This is a genomic window from Gordonibacter sp. RACS_AR68 (assembly GCF_030418485.1).
Lineage (GTDB): Bacteria > Actinomycetota > Coriobacteriia > Coriobacteriales > Eggerthellaceae > Gordonibacter > Gordonibacter urolithinfaciens.
In genome coordinates this window covers 342,020-363,369 of the sequence record NZ_JAIPUP010000002.1, presented here as the reverse complement: position 1 = coordinate 363,369, position 21,350 = coordinate 342,020, and the positions used below count along the sequence as shown (strand labels likewise).

Annotated in this window: 17 protein-coding genes; 11 read left to right on the top strand and 6 right to left on the bottom strand. The window is 67.7% G+C overall.

The features are described 5' to 3' along the window. Window positions 1–42 precede the first annotated feature (42 nt). The 9 genes from K9U15_RS06230 to K9U15_RS06190 all read left to right on the top strand — a co-directional run bounded on the left by K9U15_RS06230 (window position 43) and on the right by K9U15_RS06190 (window position 11,588). Window positions 43–2,940 carry a molybdopterin-dependent oxidoreductase gene (locus tag K9U15_RS06230; protein WP_123674667.1) on the top strand — a complete coding sequence of 966 codons (2,898 nt, stop codon included), beginning with the start codon at window positions 43–45 and terminating at the stop codon, window positions 2,938–2,940. Between the two features lie 28 nt (window positions 2,941–2,968). Continuing rightward, entirely contained in the window at window positions 2,969–3,547 is a 579-nt protein-coding gene (locus tag K9U15_RS06225; RefSeq protein WP_041239379.1) for a 4Fe-4S dicluster domain-containing protein, read from the top strand. Further along, a complete protein-coding gene (gene nrfD, locus K9U15_RS06220; RefSeq protein ID WP_301155767.1) occupies window positions 3,547–4,527 on the top strand; it encodes an NrfD/PsrC family molybdoenzyme membrane anchor subunit in 981 nt (326 codons plus the stop codon). Before K9U15_RS06225 ends, nrfD begins: the two co-directional genes overlap by 1 nt. A gap of 114 nt (window positions 4,528–4,641) precedes the next feature. Next, window positions 4,642–5,625: a heterodisulfide reductase-related iron-sulfur binding cluster gene (locus K9U15_RS06215; RefSeq protein WP_123674668.1), complete on the top strand. Its 984-nt coding sequence runs from the start codon at window positions 4,642–4,644 to the stop codon at window positions 5,623–5,625. After that, window positions 5,622–7,853, top strand: a complete 2,232-nt coding sequence (locus tag K9U15_RS06210) for a molybdopterin-dependent oxidoreductase (RefSeq protein ID WP_123674669.1) — start codon at window positions 5,622–5,624, stop codon at window positions 7,851–7,853. The genes K9U15_RS06215 and K9U15_RS06210 overlap by 4 nt, the downstream gene beginning before the upstream one ends. A 71-nt stretch (window positions 7,854–7,924) precedes the next feature. Further along, window positions 7,925–8,791, top strand: a complete 867-nt coding sequence (locus K9U15_RS06205) for a DUF2064 domain-containing protein (protein WP_154270270.1) — start codon at window positions 7,925–7,927, stop codon at window positions 8,789–8,791. 13 nt (window positions 8,792–8,804) lie between these two features. Next, window positions 8,805–10,163, top strand: coding sequence for a radical SAM protein (locus K9U15_RS06200; protein ID WP_096228003.1), 1,359 nt, complete (start codon window positions 8,805–8,807; stop codon window positions 10,161–10,163). Further along, a complete protein-coding gene (locus K9U15_RS06195; protein ID WP_087191351.1) occupies window positions 10,163–11,137 on the top strand; it encodes a DUF169 domain-containing protein in 975 nt (324 codons plus the stop codon). Before K9U15_RS06200 ends, K9U15_RS06195 begins: the two co-directional genes overlap by 1 nt. Before the next feature lie 13 nt (window positions 11,138–11,150). Next, window positions 11,151–11,588, top strand: coding sequence for a GNAT family N-acetyltransferase (locus K9U15_RS06190; RefSeq protein WP_096228004.1), 438 nt, complete (start codon window positions 11,151–11,153; stop codon window positions 11,586–11,588). Between the two features lie 136 nt (window positions 11,589–11,724). On the opposite strand, the gene K9U15_RS06185 is transcribed toward K9U15_RS06190, so the two are convergent. Then, a complete protein-coding gene (locus tag K9U15_RS06185) occupies window positions 11,725–12,156 on the bottom strand; it encodes a PadR family transcriptional regulator (protein ID WP_015539665.1) in 432 nt (143 codons plus the stop codon). 538 nt (window positions 12,157–12,694) lie between these two features. Here K9U15_RS06185 and K9U15_RS06180 point away from each other — a divergent pair. Beyond that, window positions 12,695–12,955, top strand: coding sequence for a hypothetical protein (locus tag K9U15_RS06180; RefSeq protein ID WP_096228005.1), 261 nt, complete (start codon window positions 12,695–12,697; stop codon window positions 12,953–12,955). Between the two features lie 52 nt (window positions 12,956–13,007). Here the strand turns inward: K9U15_RS06180 and K9U15_RS06175 are convergent, their stop codons facing one another. The 5 genes from K9U15_RS06175 to K9U15_RS06155 all read right to left on the bottom strand — a co-directional run bounded on the left by K9U15_RS06175 (window position 13,008) and on the right by K9U15_RS06155 (window position 19,435). After that, a complete protein-coding gene (locus K9U15_RS06175; RefSeq protein ID WP_096228006.1) occupies window positions 13,008–13,337 on the bottom strand; it encodes an oxidoreductase in 330 nt (109 codons plus the stop codon). A 5-nt stretch (window positions 13,338–13,342) separates the two neighbouring features. Then, complete coding sequence (locus K9U15_RS06170; protein ID WP_227115182.1) at window positions 13,343–15,637, bottom strand: molybdopterin-dependent oxidoreductase; 2,295 nt, start codon at window positions 15,635–15,637, stop codon at window positions 13,343–13,345. A 70-nt stretch (window positions 15,638–15,707) separates the two neighbouring features. Next, complete coding sequence (locus tag K9U15_RS06165) at window positions 15,708–16,532, bottom strand: 4Fe-4S dicluster domain-containing protein (RefSeq protein WP_096228007.1); 825 nt, start codon at window positions 16,530–16,532, stop codon at window positions 15,708–15,710. Between the two features lie 4 nt (window positions 16,533–16,536). Then, window positions 16,537–19,158, bottom strand: coding sequence for a molybdopterin-dependent oxidoreductase (locus K9U15_RS06160; protein WP_096228008.1), 2,622 nt, complete (start codon window positions 19,156–19,158; stop codon window positions 16,537–16,539). A gap of 52 nt (window positions 19,159–19,210) precedes the next feature. Beyond that, window positions 19,211–19,435 (bottom strand): zinc-ribbon domain-containing protein, encoded by a 225-nt coding sequence (locus K9U15_RS06155; RefSeq protein ID WP_096228009.1) that lies wholly within the window; start codon window positions 19,433–19,435, stop codon window positions 19,211–19,213. A gap of 273 nt (window positions 19,436–19,708) precedes the next feature. Here K9U15_RS06155 and K9U15_RS06150 point away from each other — a divergent pair, with 273 nt between their 5' ends. Then, on the top strand, window positions 19,709–21,208 hold the full coding sequence (locus K9U15_RS06150; RefSeq protein ID WP_154270536.1) for a helix-turn-helix transcriptional regulator: 1,500 nt from the start codon (window positions 19,709–19,711) through the stop codon (window positions 21,206–21,208). Window positions 21,209–21,350 lie beyond the last annotated feature (142 nt).

Below are 21,350 nucleotides of genomic sequence, written 5' to 3'. Positions count from 1 at the left end.
TCAACGGTAAGGTAAACGGACGAGAAGAAGAGGGGAAGGTAGATGGAGATTTCCAAGACGTCGACCGGTCTCAAGGGCCTTGTGAGCCCGGATACCGTGTCGACCGAGGTCGACATCCATCAAGACGGCGTCACGATGGTCAAGTCGCTCTGCTATTTCTGCCATGCTAACTGCGGCGTGCTCGCCTACGTTAAGGATGGCGACGTAATCAAGATCGAAGGCGATCCCGATTACTCGAACCATGGCGGACTGTGCTGCCGCGGCACGAGCGCGCTGCTGCACGTCAACCACCCCGCCCGCATCAACCACGCGTTGAAGCGCGTGGGCGCCAAGGGCGAGGGCAAGTGGGAGAAGATCCCGTACGACCAGGCGATCCAGGAGGTTGCCGACAGGCTCAACCAGATCAAGGAGGAGAGCGGCGCCGAGGCCGTGGCCTCCGCCGGCGGCACGACGCGCACCGACGACTGGGCGCGCCGCCGCTTCCTGAACCAGTTCGGCACGCCGAACGGCTTCCACAACGCCCTTCTGTGCTGGATCCCCACGTTCATGGCCGAGACCTGCGTGGCCGGCTGGTCGCCGTTCGAGACGGACCTCGCCGGCGCCAAGTGCCTCATCCTCTGGGGCATGAACCCCGGCGCCTCCACGTTGGGCGGCATGGACGGCTACACCGACCTGCAGAAGAACGGCCTGAAGATCGTGGTCGTGGACCCGCGCTACTCCGAGACGGCCTCCAAGGCCGACCTGTGGCTGCCGCTGCGTCCCGGCTCCGACGCCGCGCTCGCGCTGGCCATGCTGCACACCATCATCTACGAGGGCCTGGTCAACTGGGAGTTCGTGGGCGAGTGGTGCGACGGCTTCGAGGAGTTGCAGGAGCATGTGGCCGAGTACACGCCCGAGTGGGCGGCGCCCATCACATGGCTCGATGCCGAGCAGATCCGCCAGGCTGCGCGCCTGTACGCCATGAACACCCCCGGCTGCATCCAGTGGGGCTGCACGTGGGACCAGATCGGCCGTGCCTCCACCACCGGCAGCCACGCCATCGCCCTCATGCGCGCCGTCTGCGGCAACCTGGACGTCCCCGGCGGCGACGGCATGCCGGGCCCCGCGCTCAACTACCTCACCGACGAGGAGATGGAGCTCAACGAGTGCCTGCCCGAGGAGCAGAAGGCCAAGCAGATCGGCTCCGACAAGTTCAAGCTGACCTCCTGGCCCGGCTACCAGCTGATCTCGGACAACGCGAAGCGCACGTGGGGCAAGACGCTGCCCACCGAGTGGTTCTGCGAGGCCCACGGCCCGAGCGTGTTCAAGGCCATCATCACGGGCGACCCCTACCAGGTGCGCGCGCTCATCGTGAACGCCACGAACCCCATTAACTCCTACGGCGACGCCAAGATGACGCTGCAGGCGCTCAAGCAGTGCGAGTTCCTCGTGGTTGTGGACTACTGGATGACCCCGACGGCCCTGTTCGCGGACTACGTGTTCCCGGCAGCCGGCGCGCTGGAGCGTCCCACCATCGTCACGCACTACGGCGCCACCGACTCCATCATGGGCGGCCGCCGCGCCATCCAGCCGAAGTACGACCGCCACACGGACATGACGTTCTGGCGCAAGCTGGGCCTGGCTTGCGGCCAAGATCCCGCGAACTGGCCGTGGGAGACCGAGGAAGAGGCGTACTTCCACATCCTGGAGCCCCTGGGCCTGGGCGGCGTGGAGAGCTACAACGACTTCGTCGACTACTACCGCATGTACTATCCGCCGCTGCACCAGAACAAGTTCAAGGCCAACGGCTTCTGGACCCCCTCGGGCAAGGTCGAGTGCAACTCCACCATCCTGCGCGAGCTGGGCTACCCCGGCATGCCCACCTACATCGGCTGCATCGAGAACGAGATCGACACGCCGGAGATTGCGGAAGAGTACCCGATCGTGCTCACCACGGGCGGCGGCTTCATGCCGTACCACCATTCCGAGCACTTCCAGATGCAGGGCATCCGCTACCTGTATCCCGACCCGTACTTCTCCATCAACCCGGAGCTGGCCGAGAAGCTGAACATCGCCTACGGCGACTGGTGCTGGATCGAGACGCGCCGCGGCCGCATCAAGATGCGCGCCAACGTGGAGCCCGAGGTGCATCCCAACGTGGTGTTCGCGCCGCGCGGCTGGTGGTTCCCCGAGCGCGACGGCTCGGCCGACCTGGACAACCCGTTCGGCTGCCTCGAGTCCAACGTCAATGTGCTGACCTCGGTCGATGACGAGCACTGCGACCCCATGGGCGGCTCTTGGGCCAACCGCGGCCTCATGTGCAAGGTGTACAAGTGCGGCGAGTACGACAAGGAGTACAAGAAGGAGGACACCCAGTTCTCCATCCCCGGCTCCTCGCCCGAGCCGGGCGTGACCGTCATGCCGAGCGACCAGAAGCTCGCCCGCGAGCCCATCCCGTTCGAGAAGCCGCAGCCGGCCGAGGCCGTGCCCGAGGGCTACGAGTGGGTGTGGCAGAGCAACACGCTGTACCAGAAGGGCACGAATTTCCGCCTGGACGAGTCGGGCTGGCTCATCAACCCGCGCACGAAGGGCTACCACGACGCCCACACCGGCTGGCGCTACGATGCCGCCAACGAGTGCCTCGTGGACGACGCCACCGGCAAGATGTACACCATGGACCGCGAGGAGATCGTGTTCGCGGCGGGCGTGCGCTGCTATCCCGGCCAGGCCGCCCCTTACGAGGTGCCCGAGAACCTGACCTGGAACCAGGAGAAGGGCTACGCCACGCTGGGCGACCTCCCCTACGTGTACGACCCGAACAGCGGCTGGATGCTGGACCCCGACAACGGCGCCTTCCACGACGCCAACTACGGCTGGCTCTACGACGCCGCCACCGGCCATCTGGTCGACGAAGCCACGGGCAAGCATTACGACATGTCGTATGCGCCCGTCGAAGAATAGCCGCCGAGTAGGAAGAAAGGATAGATAAATGACTCGTTACGTCATGGTCATCGACCAGCGTCGCTGCATCGGCTGTCACTCCTGCACGGTTGCTTGTCGTACGTGGAACAAGCTTCCCCTTGACATCGTCTACAACCCCGTGGTCACCGAGGGCGCCCAGGGCACGTGGCCGAACGTCCACAAGTCCTGGCAGCCGCTTTTGTGCATGCACTGCGAGAACCCCGAGTGCGTTCCCTGCTGCCCGTCCGGCGCGAGCCAGCAGGACGAGGACGGCACCGTGTGGGTGGACCCCAAGAAGTGCCTGTCCTGCAAGGTGTGCGTGAACGCCTGCCCGTACGGCATGCGCGACGCCTCGCACCTGGAGGACCGCATGCACCGCTACGTGCGCAAGTGCACGTTCTGCCGCGACAAGCGCCAGCTGGACCCCTCCGCCCAGCCGTACTGCGTGCTGACCTGCCATCAGAAGGCCCGTATCTTCGGCGATCTCGACGATCCGAACAGCGAGGTCTCCAAGCTCATCGGCTCCGTGAAGACCGAGCGCCTCTTCGAGGAATTCGGCACCGAGCCGCAGATCTACTACATTCCTGATTTGGGAGGTAAGGCATAATGAAACATCATTATTGGGAACCGCCTATCGCCCTGTACCTTTTCCTGGGCGGTCTGGCGGGCGGCATCCTGTTCCTGGCCGCCATCTTCAACAGCTTCGTGGTCCCCGGCTACGCCGAGGTGTTCGCGCTGCCCGTGCTCGTTTCGCTGGTGTGCGTGGCCATCGGCTGCGTGTTCCTGGTTGTCGACCTGGGGCAGCCGGGCGTGTTCTGGCGCGTGTGGACCACGTCGAAGTCCATCATCAAGTGGGGCGCCACGTTCCTCGTGATCGCCGCGGTGTTCGCGCTGCTGTTCCTGCTGGCGTTCATCGGCGACGCCTGGCCGATCTTCGCGGGCCTGTCCGGCCTGTTGAAGCCCGCTGCGGACTTCTTCCTGATCGTGGCCGGCTTCTTCGGCCTGTGCATCATGATGTACACCGGCATCATGCTGTCCACCTTGAAGGCGCATGCGTTCTGGGCCACCCCGGCGCTGCCCGTGCTGTTCACCGTCTCGGCCATCTCCACGGGCTGCGCGGCCATCGTGCTTTCCATCGGCGGCTGGCCGGCGGCCATGACGCTGGAGAGCCTGGTCGTGTCCGAGATCGTGCTGGAGATCCTGCACGTGGTGGACATCGTGCTGGTCGTTGCCGAGCTCATCGTGCTGCTGACCATGGTGCTGTCCTTCGCGGGTGCCGGCAACGAGACCGCCAAGGCGGCGGCGCGCCGCTGGGTGAAGGGCTCCTACGCGGGCCTGTTCTGGGTCGGCATGGTGGGCTTGGGCCTCGTGGTGCCGCTGGTCATGTACATCGGCGGCGGGCACTCCGCCGCGGCCACGCTCGTGGCCCCCATCCTGGTGCTGTGCGGCGGCTGCCTGCTGCGCTTCATGGTGGTCAACACCGATGACCGCGCCGAGATCCCGGGCGAGAACCGTTACTACAACCGCCTTGCCAAGAACGACGCGGAGTTCATCACCAAGTGGACGTACGGCGATAACCAGTTCTAAGACGGCCGCAAGGCCGCGAGCGCGCCGGCTTCGCGCCGCGCGTGCGCTGACGGGGGGCCCGACTTATCGGTCGGGCCCCCGCCTGCGGTTTTAACCGAGTATCCAGGGGGTAACATGGAAGACTACGTATTCGATGATGTGCTGGCGGGAAGCACCGTAGCGTGCGCTTTCCCCGGCCTTGGCACGCGGGTGGCGGCGGCCGACGGCCCGCTGCGCGCCCGCACCCTGTTCTTCCCCGGATGCTCGCTTATCAACTATGCGCTGCCATTGGTGAAGGCGGTCTACGACCTGTTGGCCGGGGCCGGGCGCGTCGAGGGCATCTCGCTTCTGTGCTGCGGGAAGATACTGAGCTTCGAGCCGGACGGGAAGGCCGTGCGCGCAGCGTTCGAGGACCAGCTGTGCGAGCACGTGGCCGCGGCGGGCGTCGAGCGCATCGTGGCCGCCTGCCCGAACTGCGTCGCCGCGCTGCGCGGCGCCCTTGCCGAGGACGAGCGCACGGCCGGCGTGGAAGTGGTGCCGCTGCCGCTCGAGCTGGATGCGCTGGGCTACCGGGTAGATGCCCGAGTGGCGGAGCGCCTGCTGGCCGAAGAGCTGGAGGCGGGTGCGGACTTCTACGAGGCGTGCGCCGAGGGCGCCCACCCGCCGCTGCGGTTCAGCGTGCACGACTCCTGCCCCGACCGGGCCACGGGCGAGTTCGCCGACGGCCTGCGGGCGCTCATGCCCGCCGAGCTGACGGTGGAGCCCGCGCATGCGCGCCGGAGCTCCCAATGCTGCGGCTCGCTCGTGCGGGCGGCCGGCCATGCGGACAAGGCGCTCGCGCAGTCGCAGGCGCGCGGGGCCGAGGCCGTCGAAGCCGGCGGCTCCGCCATCGTGGCGGCCTGCGTGAGCTGCTCGTTCCTGCTCTCGGTTTCGCAGTGGCGCGTGCCGGTGTTCCACTATCTGGAGCTGCTGTTCGACTGGCGCATCGACTGGCGTGCCGCCGACGCCTACATGAAGCTGCGCTTCCTGTTCGACGAGCCGGCGGCGGACGGCGGCGAGGCGCGCCCGTTCAAGGGGCTTGCCTCCGAGGCCGGCGACGATGGGGAGGAGGCGCGATGACGGCCGAGGTCAAACCCACGAACTGCCACTACTGCGGCTACTGCTGCGCGTTTCTGGCCACCGTGGAGGACGGGCGCGTGACGGACCTCGCGCCCGACCCGTCGCGCTACCCTTACGACGAGCGCATCCTGGCGGGCTGCCGCCGCTGGCGCATGAACCTGGACGCATTGGACGGACCGGACCGCGTGAACTACCCGCTGCGCCGCGCAGGCGAGCGCGGCGGCAACGAGTGGGAGCGCGTGAGCTGGGACGAGGCGCTCGACGACATCGCGGCGCGCCTGCGGGCGCTGGCCGACGAGCACGGCCCGGAGACGCTCGCGAGCGCCATCGGCGGCCCGCATGCCTCGTTCTGGCCGCTGCACCGCTTCATGAACCTGTTCGGCAGCCCCAACAACATGGGCATCGGGCAGATTTGCTGGAACCCGCGCATCTGGATGGATGCGCTCACGTTCGGTTGGACCGTGGAGGCCGACATCGTGCCGGGGGTGACGGAGTGCCTGTTCATCTGGGGCACGAACCCGGCGCAGTCCGACAACTCGGCGTTCTGGCGGTCCATCCTGGCGTTCGCACGCTCGGATGCGCCGCTCGTGGTCGTCGACCCGCGGCGCACGCAGGCGGCGGCCGTGGCGGACCTCTGGCTGCCCGTGCGGCCGGGCACCGACTGCACGCTGGCGCTGGGACTTCTGCACGTGATCATCGAGGAGGGCCTGGCGGACCGCGCGTTCGTGGATGCCTGGTGCCACGGGTTCGACGAGCTGGCCGCGCACGTGCGGCCCTACACGCCCGCGCATGTGGCCGCGGTGTGCGGCCTGCCGGAGGACGACATCGTGCGGGCGGCGCGCCTGTTCGGGCGGGCGGGCGCCGCGGCGCTCGTGTCGGGCCGCGGGGTTGACCAGGTGGGCGCGAACGTGGCGCCCACGCACCGCGCCATCTGCTGTTTGCGCGCCGTGACGGGAAACGTGGACAAGCCCGGTTCGTGCGTGCTGGCCGAGGGGCCGGACTTCGTGTCGGAGATGGAGCTGGAGATGTCCGACGCGCTTGCGCCCGAGAGGCGCGCGCGCTGCCTGAACACGCCCTTCACGCCGCTGCAGTGCTACGAAGGCTACGACCGCGCCCGCAAGCTCACCGAGAAGCTGGGCCGCACGCTGCCGGAGCGCTACCTGACCTCCGCGCTGCCGCACCTCGTGCTGCGCGCCATGGAGGAGGGCGAGCCGTACCCGGTGCGCGCGCTCATCGTGAACGCCACGAACCCGCTGCTCACCTATGCCGACACGCACCGCGTGTTCGATGCGCTCATGGGCCTGGACTTGCTGGTGGTGCTGGACTACTATATGACGCCCACGGCCATGATCGCCGACTACGTGCTGCCGGCGGCCGGTGCCATCGAGCGCCCCGTGCTGCAGGTGCACGGCGGCGTGGCGAACATGGGCTACGGCGGCCCCGCCGCCGTGGAGCCGTACTACGAGCGAAGGTGCGACTACGACGTGTTCCGCGGCCTTGGCCTGCGCCTGGGCCAGGTTGACGCGTGGCCGGAGGAGACGCTGGCCGACGCGTTCGCGGCGCAGCTCGCGCGCGCGGGCATGGACTGGGACGCGTTCTGCCAGTTGGGCATCTACTGGCAGCCGCCGGCGTACGCCAAGCACGATCTGCCGGGCCCCGACGGCAAGCCGCAGGGCTTCGCCACCACCACGGGCAAGATAGAGCTGGCGAGCGAGTTCTTGCCGACGCTCGGCGGGCCGCGCCTGCCCGAACCGGCCGCGCCGGCGACGCCCCTGTGCTCGCCGGGGCTCGTGGAGGACGCCGAGCGCGCGGGCGGCGCGCACCTGCCGATGATCACCGGCTCGCGCAAGCAGCCCTACAACGCGTCGATGTACTTCAACAACCCGGCCTTCCGCCAGAAGTCGCCGCACCCGGTGGCGGAGGTGAGCGAGGCCACGGCCGAGCGGCTGGGCCTGGAACCGGGCGACCGCGTGGAGATCGCCACCGACAAGGGCTCGGCACGCTTTATACTGGAGACCGCGCCCCTGCGCGACGACCTGGTGAACGTGGACTACGGCTGGTGGCATCCCGAGTGGGAGCCGGGCGGCCCCGACCTCGGCGGCATGTGGGAGTCGAACGTGAACTGCCTCACGTCGTGCGAGCCGGGCGAGCCGCTGATCGGCACGTGGTCGTACAACGCCATCGACTGCGTCATCCGGCGCATCGACGAGCCTTTGAGCTGGGAATAGACGAATTGCCGTGCGCGGAGAGCGCACGCGGGAGACAACTGGTAAGAACGACGAGAAGGAGATAAGTTCCTATGGCCGAGAAGAAGCAAGCGCTGCTGCTGTTCAGCAAGCCCCCGGTGCCGGGCATGGTGAAGACGCGCCTGACGACCGAGCACGACGGTTTCCTGAGCCCGGCGCAGGCGGCCGAGTTCTTCAAGCGCAGCTTGTACGACGTGAGCGAGCTTGCCATGCACGCGCTCATGGAGCTGCAGATGGAGAACGATGCGGCCGTGGCGGCCGACCCGAGCGTCGACAAGGTCACGTACGACTTCTTCGTGTCCACGACGCCCGCCGAGAACGTGGAGCTGATGAAGGAGACCTACGACGCCATCGGCCCCTGGCCCATGGAGATCCACTATATGACGGACAAGGGCGCCACGTTCGACGACCACTTCGACTACGCGTTCAAGGAGATCTTCGCGCAGGGCTACGAGCACATCGTGTCCGTGGGCGGCGACATCCCCACCATGCCGAAGTCGCACATCGTGCAGGCGTTCCAGTGGCTCGACTACTTCCAGAGCATCGGCAAGCCCGGCTTCGTGCAGGCGCCGTGCCAGGAATGCGGCACGTCGCTCGTGGGCTTCAGCCACAACACGCCGATGGACCACCAGGGCGTCTACTACAACCTGGACGGTCGCCCGGCGCTCGACGGCTACATGGAGAAGCTGGAGGAGCGCGACGTGCCCTCCGCGTTCCTGTCGCCCGTGGCCGACATCGACGAGAAGACCGACCTCGCGCACGCCATCTCGTGCATGCGCGCCATCAAGCAGGCGGCCGCGTTCCAGACCGACCTGTTCGTGCCCCAGCGCGTGCTGGACTGGGTGGATTACATGGGCATCCAGGTGATCACCCCGCCGAACGACGAGCACGATCCGCGCCAGTACATCGACCAGGAATAGCAGGAGCGCCGCCATGGGAGCGAACGAGAACACGGCGGCCGATCCGGCCGCGCAGCGCACGCCGCTGCACAAGACCACGGCGCTCTGCCCGGACTGCTTGGACGAGCTGCCGGCCGAGGTGTACGCCGACGCCGAGGGCGTCGTGTGGATGGAGCGCACCTGCCCCGACCACGGAAGGCTGGCCACGCGCATGTGGCCCGATGCCGAGCACTACCAGTGGCTGCGCTCGCTCGCGTTCCCGATGACGGCGCCGCAGAACACGCTGCCCGCCTCGGCGCCGTGCCCGCACGGGTGCGGCACGTGCAGCCGCCACCAGCGGCGCGGCACGCTGCTGGAGATCGAGGTCACGCGCAACTGCAACCTGCACTGCCCCGTGTGCTTCATGAGCGCCGAGACGGGCGAGGGCGACCCCACGCTGGCCGAGATCTCCGACATGTACGACGTCATTGCGAACGCGGTGGGCACCGACGGCGCCGTGCAGATCACGGGCGGCGAGCCCACGTGCCGCAAGGACCTGCCCGAGATCATCCGCATGGGCCGCGAGAAGGGCTTCTGGGGCATCGAGGTGAACACGAACGGCCTGGTCATCGCCGCGCGCGACGGGTATCTGGAGGAGCTTGTGTGGGCGGGGCTCACCGGCGTGTACCTGTCGTTCGACGGGCTCACGGGCGAGGTGTACGAGGGCACGTGCGGGCGTGACATCCTGGACGTGAAGATGCGCGTCATCGAGCGCTGCCGCGAGGTGGGCATCCAGGTGGTGCTGTCCGTGGCCGTGGTGGCGGGCCTGAACGACGGGCAGCTGGGCGACCTTCTGCGCTTCTGCCTGGACAACGCCGACGTGGTGGCGGGGCTCGCCCTGCAGCCGGCGTTCACGTCGGGCCGCTTCGACGCCGAGCGCGCCCTGCCCATGAGCTCGGGCGACGTGATCTTCCAGCTGGCCGCGCAGTCAGACGGGCTCATCGAGCCGCGCGACGTGTGGCCGCTCGGGTGCTCGAACCCGCTGTGCGACACGGGCGTGTTCTTCGTGAAGGGCGAGCCTCCCGCGGGCGTGCCGGCGCATCCGTCCGGGTTCTACCCGGCCACGCGCGCCATGACGATGGAGGAGTACCACGCGGGGTACTCGCCCGACAGCCCGCAGGGCTCGGTGTTCCTGGACATCCTGGACAAGAAGGGCGTCGAGGTGGCGAGCGGGCTCTCCGTGGTCATCATGAACTACATGGACGCGGTGTCCATGGACACGCAGCGCCTGCGCGAGTGCTCCATGATGGTGACGGTGCCCGATGGACGCGCCATCCCGTTCTGCTCGTACCATCTGACCGATTCCGCCGGGCGGCGCGTGTACCCGCCGTGGTGCAAGGAGGAGCTGCGCTGATGGCCGACTACCGAATTGTGAACGACCCGAACCGGTGCGTGAAGTGCGGGCTGTGCATCGCGTTCTGCCCGTGCGAGGTGCTGGAGGCCGACGAGGAGGGGCATCCCTTCGCGGCGCGCATCGAGGACTGCGTGGGATGCACCACGTGCGCTGGCAACTGCCCGCAGCGCGCGCTCTCCGTAGAGGCCACGGGCGACGCGGTGTACGATCCCTTTGCCGACGAGCCGCGGGCCGAGCCCATCTCGCGCGAGCTGCGCGAGCAGTACGCGGAATGGCAGCGCGTGATCATGGAGAAGCTGGGCCTGCGCTGGCAGCCGGTGGCCGTGAGCCTGATCGACAAGGACGAGCCGCTGCCCGACGTGCCCCTGCCGCCCGAGAACCAGCGGTTCTGCCAGGCCATGATGGCCGCGCGCCGCGGTGCGAGCATCCTCATGCCGCCGCATAGGCACTCGTGCCCGGACGGCACGTCCATCTTCGGCATGACCGGCGTGCCCGAGAAGCTGGCCACCGGCGAGATATACGTGCTGTTCCACAAGGTGGTGAACGCCGAGGCCGCCGCCCGGATGGTGGCCGAGCGCCCCACGCTGCCGCCGAAGAGCCGCCGCGCCACCTACGTGGCACCCCTGGCGAAGACGGTGCGCAAGCCCGAGGTGGTGGTGGTGACGGGCACGCCCGAGCAGATGATGTGGCTGTGCATGTCCATGAGCTACTACTCGGGCCACCGCTTCGACTTCCACGCGAGCGGGTTCAACTCCATGTGCGTGGAGGCGGTGCTGTACCCCCTGACGGAGCAGGAGCCCAACATCACGTTCGGCTGCTACGGCTGCCGTGCGGCCACCGACGTGGCCGAGGACATGATGTTCATGGGCCTGCCCGTGGACAAGCTGCCCATCGTGGCGCAGGGCCTGACGGAGCTGGCGAAGAAGGCCATCCCGGATTCGCGCATGAAGATCTACGTTCCGCCTATCATGTAGGGAAGGAGCTCCCATGACGAACGAGCTGTTCACCATACGCGATGCGCGGCCGGACGACAAGGCCGTGCTCGACGGGTACGCCAACCTGGAGGGCATGGACGCCATCCCCTCCATCGAGGGCGTGCGCGTGGCCGTGAACGAGGACGACGAGGTGGTGGGGTTCGTCCGCATCGCGCTCGCCGACGACGGCACGGCGTTCGTGAACCCCGTCATCACCCACGAGACGTGGCGCGGGTTCGGTGTGGGCCGCGCGCTCATGGAGGAGGCCCTCGAGCGCCACGGCGAGCTGCGCCTCGTGTCGCGCGGCGGGAGCCTGCCGTTCTACGAGGCCCTGGGCTACGAGCGTATCGGCTGGGACCTCATCGAGATGTCCCTCGTGGACGACTGCGACCACTGCGAGATGCGCGAGGAATGCGGCCCGGTGCCCGTGCGGAAGGTGCGGGAAGGGTAGGCCCTCCCTGCGCGGCGGCCCTTCCCGACGGGGCCGTGTTCCGGGCTTCGGGCGCAGCGGCGCCGGTTCCCGAAAAGCAAACGGCGCTCACGTCGGTGGGCGCCGTTTACGTTAGTGCAGCAGGGGCGGGGCGTTGCTAATGCGAGCACAGGGGAGCGTCGGGGAGGTCGATGCCCAGGGCGCCGGCGGCGAGGCCGCGGAGCTCTTCGAGGGTGAGCTCGTAGCAGGCCAGGGCGTCGATCCAGCGGCGCAGGCAGCGGCGGCCCTTGTCGGTGAGCGAGAACAGGCGCTTGGCCGAGCCCTCCTCCGGCGTGTCCCATACGGAGGTGACGAGCTCGGCCTCCTCCATGCGCTTGAGGGCGCGGTAGATGCCGGTGGCGTCGGGCTTCTTGCCGCCGAACATGGGGGACTCCGCCGCCTGCTGCACGATGACGTAGCCGTGCAGGGGCTTGTCGGAGCAGGCGAGCAGCGTGAGGATGGTGGGCTGAGACAGGCGGTTGAGCGACTTGCCGAGCTCGGCGCACTCCTTCATATCCTCGTCGGACTTGGGATGGCAGCTGCTCCACATGGGCGGAACCTCTTTCTCGCGAGAATGGACTTCGCCCCTGTGCTCCGGCATCGGCTGCGCGGAGGGTGGACGCGTCTCCTTAGGTAGAATTGCAAACACTATCATCTCATAACTAGTTGCAATATGCCAATATTTTCTTGGCGTTTTGGCGGGGAGAGGGCGAACGGCGCTCAATCTCCTCGTGCGGAGGCGGGGCGGCTGGGAGTGCGAGCGGCGCCCCGATCAGCCGTGAGGAAGCGGGCGGCGGAGCGGTCGGGGCGCTCGCGCTCGCGGCCGCCCCGACCGCCAAACGGTTGCCCCTTGACGGCTGTCGGGTGCTCGACATAATCATTGACCTGCGCAAACTAAAAAACCTCGCACCGTTCGCCGCTTTGATCGCACCGTTAGGGAGACCGGTAGGCCAGTCGCCAAGAACACGTTGCCCAGCTACCGAGTTCATCCTTGGGAGGGGATGCCGCCTTTCTATCATGGATGCATGGACCGGGGCGACCGCGGTAGCGGTGCGCCGAGGCGCGAGAGCGACAAGGGAGGCGATTGCATGCACGAGGACGTTCACAGCCATGCGCGCAGGCTCGACAATGCAGAGGCCCGCGTCGTGGAGCGCTCTGTTTTCGGTAAGGGTCCCACCCGTCGAGCCAAGGCGGCTGCCTTCGAGCGCAAGCCGGTTCTGGGCACGAAGCGGGACCAATCGGTTATCGATGCTTTCTTCGCCGCGCAGGACACCAGCCCTTCGCCCGATGCGGGGAAGGAGGGCGGCCTCCCGGCCCCCGACGACCTCGAGGACCCGCCCTCGACCTGAAGGGGCTTTGCAGCACCGCCCCTTCAGGCATGCGAGCCGGGCAGAAAAGGCGCTAGCTGAACAGGGCGAGCTTCTTCTTGCCGAGGTCGATCTTCTCGGCAAGCTCCTCGAGCGTGCCGTAGTACAGGCAACCCGCCTGGCAGTGCTGCACGCAGGTCGGCGCCTTGCCGGCCGCCTGCCGGCGTGCGCAGCGGTCGCAGCGGTCGGTGGGGACGGGCACGAACTCGTACTGCCAGCGGCGCTCGTCCAGCTGGTCGGGGCCTATCTGGGTCAGCTTGATGCCGAACCGGTCGGGCGCCAGGCCGTGCTCCTGCTGGCAGGCTATCTCGCAGGTGTGGCACCCCGTGCAGAACTCGTAGTCTACTGCAAGCATTTGCCTCATGCCGATCACTCCTCTACCTTGCCGATGGTGCACAGCTGCGACTTGTACGACGCTCCCAAGCCCACCTTGCCGGGACGCATGGGGACGAGCTTGTTGATATTGGACTCCATCACGCCGAACAGCGTGCCGTCCTCGGGCCCGCGCTCGGGGAACCACCAGGCGTGGTCGGCCGAGACGGTGTCCTTGCGGATGCGGGTGGTGAGCTCCGCCTTCTGGCGGCACGAGCCGAAGTTGTTCTCGATGGTCACCCAGTCGCCGTCGGCTATGCCGTAGGCGGCCGCCGTCTCGGGGTGGATGAGCACGGTTGGGTCGGGATGCAGGCGGCGCATGGACGGGCTCTGGCGGTGCTCCGAATGGAAGAAGCCCCAAGGACGTGCGCCGGTGGTGAGCACGAGCGGGTACTTCTCGGCGAGCTCGGGCGCCGACACCGGGCTCTCGGGCGGCTCCTCGTAATCGGCTAGGGGCGACAGGCCGAAGTGCAGCATCTCCGGGCAGTAGAAGTTGTAGCGGCCGGTGGACGTGGCGAAGCCCACCGTGCCGTCGCGGCGCAGCAACCCTTTCTCGTGCTTGTTGTACTCGAACTCGGGGTAGGCCCAGGTGCGCTCGCGCAGCGTCTCGTAGGTATAGCCGGTCTTGCGCAGCAGGTAGTCGTAGAAGCCCTGCTCGTCATCCCACTTCTTGTGAGCCTCGTCGGTGAAGCGGCTGCCCGTCTCGTAGATGATGCGCTGGTCCGACTTGCACTCGCCCAAAGGCTCCACGGCCTGCGCGATGGCGCCGAGCGCGTAGGGCTGGTGCCCGGTGATGCCGATGCGCTCCGCGAAGCACGCGGCGGGCAGCAGCACGTCGGCGCAGGCGAGCGCCGTGGGGGTGAGGAACAGGTCCACCACCACGTTGAACTCCATCTTCTGCAGCGCGGGCAGGATGCGCTGGGGCTGGGCGCCCATGCAGGCGATGGCGTTGTTCTGCATCATGAACATGGCCTTGATGGGGTAGGGCTCGCCTGTCTCCATGGCCTCGAGCAGCATGTCGGGGCTGATGGCGGCCATGGCCTTGAGCGCAGGGTACTTGAAGTTCATGGTGCGTCCCTGGTCCTTGACCGGCTCTGAGCACCCTTCCCATACCTTCTCGCGCGGCATCCATGTCACGCTCATATCCCATACGGGGTTCGCGGCCACCATGGTGCCGGGCTTCTCGAAGTTGCCGGTGAGCGCCATGAGGTCGAAGCACGCCATGCCGGTGATGAAGCCCTCGGAGGTGTGGTCCATCGCCACGCCCCATTGCAGGCAGCACGACTTCGCGCGGCCGATCTTGCGGGCCGCCTCCACGATGAGGTCCTCGGGCACGCCGCAGGTCTCGGCGGCGAAGGCGGGCGTGTACTTCTTCACGTGCTCGGCGAACTCGTCGAAGCCGTAGCACCAGCAGCTCACGAACTCCTTGTCTTCCAGGCCCTCCTCGATGATGACGTTGCAGAGCGCGAGCGCGAGCGCCGCGTCGGTGCCGGGGCGCACCTGGAACCACACGTCGGCCTTGCCGGCCACCCAGGTGAGCTTCGGGTCCATGACCATGAGCTTGCTGCCGCGCTTCATGCTCTCCACGATCCAGTGGCCGAGCGTGCCGTCGGAGTTGGCCACCACCGGGTTGTTGCCCCATACGAGGATGTACTCGGGCGCCTCCCAGCGAGGGTCGTCGTAGCGGTCGGGGAAGAACTGCGCGTAGTCGCACACGAACAGCCCGCCCGCCTTGAGCGCGGTTGAGAAGATGCGCGGCGCGTAACACGCCTGGCCCGACAGGAACCCGGTGCCGTAGTTGGGCGTGCCCAGGTACTGGGCCATGAGCGGCCCGTAGCCGTTGATGTCGCGGCCGGTGCCCTGCGTGACCCAGATGGCCTCGTTGCCGTACTGCTCGATGACGGCCTTCATCTCCCGCTCGATGATGTCGTAGGCCTCGTCCCACGTTATGCGTTCGAAGGCGTTCTTGCCGCGGTCCTCCTTGGCGCGCTTCATGGGGTATTTCAGGCGGTCCTCATGGTAGAGCATCTCCTTGAACGCCAGGCACCGCGGGCAGAGGCGCCCCTGGTTGTAGGGGTTCTCCGGGTCGCCCTCTATCTTCTCCAGCACCCCGTCCCTCACGTACATGAGCACGCCGCAGTTGTCGTGGCATCCCGGGCCCGACCGCGCGTTGGAGCGGATGACCGTGCAGCCGTCCTCCTCCCACGTCCACTTGCGTCCGCTCGGGTCGTCCTGCGTGGGCGGCGTCGGCACGCCCTGGGCGGGGTTCCCGCCTGTTAACATCTCTGACATGGCTCCTCCTCACCTGGTTCGTCTGAGCGTCGAGGGCCGCGGCCGTGCGGCGCGGCCCTCGACGCGGGGTTTACGCTTCGGCCCGGTACAGCTCGATCGGGCCCATGTTGCGGTCCTCGTCCACGGTCGAGGCCTCCAGCACGCGCGTGAGGTAGCCCTCGGCCTCCGCGTACACGCGCCAGCCGGCTGCGCCCACCTGGTGGAACCAGAAGTCGCCGAACTCGTCGGCCTCGGTCGCCAGCACCTCGCCCGTGGCCAGGTTCTCGGCCGTCACCCTGGCGCCGGGGACCACCTCGTCGGCCTCCGGGTCCACCACGACGCCGGCCAGGAAGCGCCTCGGCAGGTTGAGGTAGAACACCCGGGGCCTGTCCGCCCCCGCGCGCCCGGGAACGAGCGCCTCGGAAGCCGCGATCTCGGCGGCGAGGTCCTCCTCGTCGCCGAAGCGCAGGGCTCCGTGCGGGCACACGTCCACGCAGTGCGGCGCCTCGCCGGCGTCCACGAGGTGGGCGCAGCCGGTGCACTTCTGGGGTATGGCCAGCTCTTCGTTCCAGAAGATCGCGCCGTAGGGGCACGCCTCCACGAGCTCGCGCCTCCCGGCCGCCTTCTCCGGGTCCACGATCACCAGCCCGTCCTCGCGGCGGTAGACCGCCTCGGGCGCCGCGGCCATGCAGGGCGCGTTCTCGCAGTGCTGGCAGCGGTGCATGACGTAGGACACCCTCACCTTCGGCACCTGGCCGCGCACGCGCTCCTCGATGCGGCACCAGAAGTGGCCCGTGTCGGGCTGGGGCCTCGACCAGGGGCTCCAGTCGTTGTCCACGTGCTCGTCCTTGCAGGCTATCTGGCAGTTGCGGCAGCCGTTGCACTTGGCCGCGTCGAACACGAACACCTTGCCCATATCCCTACTCCCCTTCCTTGCCGTCGACCACGCGGGCGGTTGCCACCAGGCCGCACTCGGGCTCGTAGTCGCGCCCGAACGCCTCCGGGTACTGCTCGGCCAGCGCGAACACGTCGACCTTCTCGATGTTCACCAGGAAACCGCTCGTCACCTCGCCGTGCGCGTTCTTGGACGTGGTGGCCGTGGGGGCGATGAGGTTGTTCGCCCCGCCGCGGTCCAGGCCGCCCTCGCCCAGCACGATGGTGTCGCAGCGTGCGCCGTGGTCCTGGTACACGGCCCCGGGCATGATACGCTCCGTGACGATGACGCCGCCGAGCACCGCACCGCGCTCGTTGTACACCTTCACGACGTCGCCCGTCGAAAGTCCCAGCTTGCCCGCGTCCACGGGGTTCACCCATACCGGCTCGTACTTGTAGCCGTCGGGGCCCGTCACCTTGCAGGTCTCGATCTCGCGGAACCAGGTGACGTCGTCATGCTGCGCGTGCACGCGGAAGTGCGGGTGGTTCGAGACGAGCAGGAAGGGGTACTTCCGCCCGCGCTCCAGGTACTGGCGCTCCTGGTGGCCGGCGCCCTCGTCGATCCAGTGCGGGATGGGCCCGCGCTCGCGGTCGTCGGGGAAGTAGTGCGAGAGCGTGGTTGAGTAGTACTCCAGCTTGCCCGACGGCGTGCGCAGCGGGTGCCCCTCGGGGTCGTCGTGGAACTGGCGGATGCCGGCGGGGATGTCCTTCCAGTCCTCGCGCGTGGGGAAGGCGTAGTACTGCCTCTCCTTGAACTCCTCGAACGTGAGGTCCTCGGGAACACCGCTCGTTTCGAAGCCTACCTTGATCCACTCGTCGTCGGTCTTGCCGCCCAGGTACTTGTCCAGCATGCCCTCGTAGACGCCGCCGTACTGCTCGAGCGCGCGGGCAACCTCGGCGACGACCTCCTTGTCGGACTTCGACTCGCCGATGGGCTGGATGGCTTGGCGCTCGTAGAACACGACGTTCCACTGGCCGGAATCGCAGTCGGTGCCGATGTCCTCCGTCTCGAACTTCGTGTTGGAGGGCAGGATGATATCGGCGAACAGGGTGTCGTTCTCCATCCAGGGATGCTGCACGACCACGCACTCGATGGACTCGTGGCGCAGGGCGTCCTGCATCTTGAAGCCGCCGTTCCAGCAGGTCTCCCAGCAGGGGGAGTCCGACCACACCATATGGATGCGGCTGCCGCCCTCGGGCGGGAACGTGTAGGGCCCGTCGAACTGGTCCTCGCGCGGGAAGCCGGCCGCGATATGCCCGTACCACTGCACGGGCGGGTTCATGATGGCCTCGGGAATCATGGTCTTGGGGATGAAGCTGGCCTTCGTGCCGGTCACGTAGCCGCGGTAGGCGGCGCCGAGGCTGGGTATGTGCACCGAGGGCGGCAGCGGATCGAGCGTGGGGATGCCGAACAGCGTCCACTCCATGAACTTGAACTGGTTCGCGCCGGGCTTGCCGACGCCCTGCATGCCGAGCAGCGCCACCTCGAGGCGCGCGGGCTCGTGCGCGAAGCAGGAGCGGATAAACGATCCGCCGTTGCAGTGCGCGATGGACACGGCGTGCGCGGCCCAGTAGCGGGCGAGGGCCTTGATGGTGTAGGAGGGCACGCCGCAAATGCGCTCGGCCCACTTCGGGGTCTTCGGCACGCCGTCCTCGCCGCCCAGCACGTAGTGCCTGAAGTTCTCGAAGCCCACGGCATGCGTGTCGAGGTAGGCCTGGTCGTAGGTGCCCTCCTTGATCCACGTGTAGGCGATGGCCAGCTGCAGCGCGGCGTCGGTGTTGGGCAGCACGGGAATCCACTTGTCGGCGTGCACGGCGTTGGTGTAGTTCACGTCGGGCGAGATGTGTATCTGCTTGATGCCGAGCTCGGTGAACCAGTAGCACAGGCGGCTCGCCATGTAGCCGCCCCAGCCGAGTGGCGTGGTCTCGGGGTCGCAGCCCCAGAAGAGCACCGCGTCGCCGTGCTCCGAGATATCCTTGATGACGTTGTTCTGCTGGTTCTGCTGGCCGAGCGGGTCCATGCCCCAGACGTGCTTGGCGCCCCAGTACCAGCCCTCCCAGCTGTCGGGCTGGCGGGCCTGCAGGGTGAAGCCGCCGCAGAGGTCGAGGAGCTGGGTGATGCAGCCGTGCGCTGCGTGGACGACCTTCGTCTCGCCGTGGCCGTCGATCTCGCACAGGATGGCCTCGGGGCTGTACTCGTCGTGCATGCGCTTGATCTCGCCAGCCACGATCTGCGCGGCCTCGTCCCAGCTGATGCGCTCGTAGCCGCTCGTGCCGCGCGTCTCGGGGTGCCGCTCGCCGTTCGGGTCCCAGTCCACGCGCTTCATCGGATAGGGAATGCGGTTCTTCGAGTACACGCGCTTCTTGTAGCACAGCGACAGCGGCGAGATGAGCGTCTTGAAGCCCGGCTCGAAGGTCTTGCCGCGCGCCTCGAGCTTCCAGGCGTTCAGCTCCTCGGGCGTCTGGTGCTCGTCGAAGTGGAACGGGCGGATGCGCAGGATCTTGTCCTGCTCCTCGTCGATGTCGACCGTGCACGCGTTCGCGCCGAGCCCGAAGCTGTCGAAGCCCAGGCCCTTCACGATGGGCGTGCCCTTCACGTTGGTGGTCATGCGTTGCTCTCCTCTCCTCTTGGCTTCCCTTCGAAACCTTCCCGCTCTCCCCTTACGCGGTGGGCGCGGGCGGCTTGGGCACGCTCGGCGCCTTCGGCGCCCCGGGCACGCCGGGGACCGGCGGCGGGGTGGGAGCGCCCGGGGGCGTGGGGATCCCGGGCATCGGCGCCGCCTTGGCGCCGCAGCTCGGGCAGGCGTCGGCCTTCGGGTCGACCTCGGCGCCGCACTTGGGGCACTTCACGGGTCCGTTGTCGACGGTGGGTGGTCTGAAGCACATGGTTCGTCCTCTCTGCGTGCAGGGCCGCGTGGTCGTGGTGCGGCGGTTGCCGGATGCCCCCTGCAAAGCGACCGGCCAGTGTGGAGCGGCGATCGAGGCGGGCGGTTGTGCGCTTAGCGCGGGAACGCTAAAATGCCCGCATGCGGGAAGGGCAATCGCCTCCTCCCGTATGCGGGCAGTATTCTTCGTTGGGGGAAAATTATCTACCGCTGCTAAGGTTGAATTGCGGGAATAGGCCGGAACATTATCATACTCTGATGTTGAGGAGCGGGGATGACACCTTATTCACCTGCGGAAACAGCTTCAACCGAGACAAGGACGCCCGATGATCTGCGCCTGACCTACGTCCTTGCCACCATCGGCTTCGCGTTCCTCATCGGGTGGGAGCTGTCGGCCACCTTCAGTCCCTCCCTCGCCCTCCTCGGGTTCTGCGATGTGCGGGAGGCCACGGCCCTGCGCATCGTGTCGGTGCTGACGCTGGCGGCCACGTTCGCGTTCTGCGCATGGAAGGCCGATTGGGCTTTCGAGAACCGCAACCGCCTGTTTGCCATCGGCTCGCTGCTCGCGCTCGCGGCGGTGGCGAACGCGTTCGTGAACACGGCGTTCGCGGGCATCCCGCTTGCCGTCTCGGTGGTCTCCTGGGCCCTGTTCGGCGTTGCCCAGGGAAGCATCATGATGTACTGGTGCGTGTTCTTCAGCCTGATTCCCACCCGGCGTACCGCGGTGGCCATCGGGCTGGGCTCCATCGGGGGCACGCTGCTGTTCGTCTTTGCCAACGCCTCGGACACCCAGTGGCTCAACCTGTCGGAGATCACGCTGTTCATCGTGGGGTCGGTGGGGTTGGCGGCCTACCTTTCCACGCGCATCCCCGCCGAGCGCATCCTGCCCGTGGGGGCATTTCGCCGCACGAAGGTGCTGACGGTGCCGGCCGCGCTGTCGGTTGCCAGCCAGGGGGCGGTGTACGGGTTCATGGCCATCGAGCTGTGCTCCATGGGCCAGGAGGTGGCCGTCATCGGGGGCGCGAGCGGGCTGGTGGGCACGCTGGTGGCGCTTCTGTGGGCGGTGCTCGGGTCCAAGGTGGACGTGGACATGGCGGTCGTCCAGCGCATCTCGCTGCCCGTCCTCATGGCCGGCATGCTGCTGTTTCCGTTCTTCGACGGGCCGGGGCGGGTGGTGTGCGGCGGCATGATCATCGCCGCGCTCGCGCATTCGACCATCGTGGGATGGTGCACCACGAGCATCGACAACTACGAGTTCCGGCTGCATCCGGTGGATCGGTTCGCCCTGCGCCAGACCCCCAGCTACCTGGGTTTCCTGGCCGGGTCGGCGGTGGCCTACCTCGCGGTGTTCGCGTATCCGCTTGCGGGGACGCAACTCGACCTGCTGATGGTGGCGTTCGCCTTGGTGCTGGTCGTGGCGTTCTGCGTGTACGGGGGCGACGACGCCCAGGTGCGGAAGCGGTTGAACGAGCTGCTGGCGCCTCCTGCCGCGGAACGGGCTCTCGAAGCCGCAGGGGATGCCGGTGCCGACCAGTCGGGGCCTGGCTTCTTCAGGAAACGCTGCGAGCTCGTGGCCCAGCGCTACGGCCTTACGCCGCGCGAGGAGGAGGTGTTCCTGCTGCTGGCCAAGGGGCGCAACGCCGAGCACATCGCCGAGCAGCTGGTGGTGAGCCCGGCCACGGCCAAGTCCCACATCTACCACATCTACCGCAAGCTCGATATCAGCTCGCAGCAGCATCTCATGAACATCGTGGAGGGCTACGACGGGGAGTGAGGCTCGGGTGCGCGCCCGGCCGTCTCCCGCAGAGCGGTACCGGCCTGCCTGCAGGAAGTCCTTGCCCTAGGGGGGTCGCCGCTTCCCGGCCGGCACGAAGAAGGACCCCGGAACCGTAGCGGTTCCGGGGTCCTTGCACGCG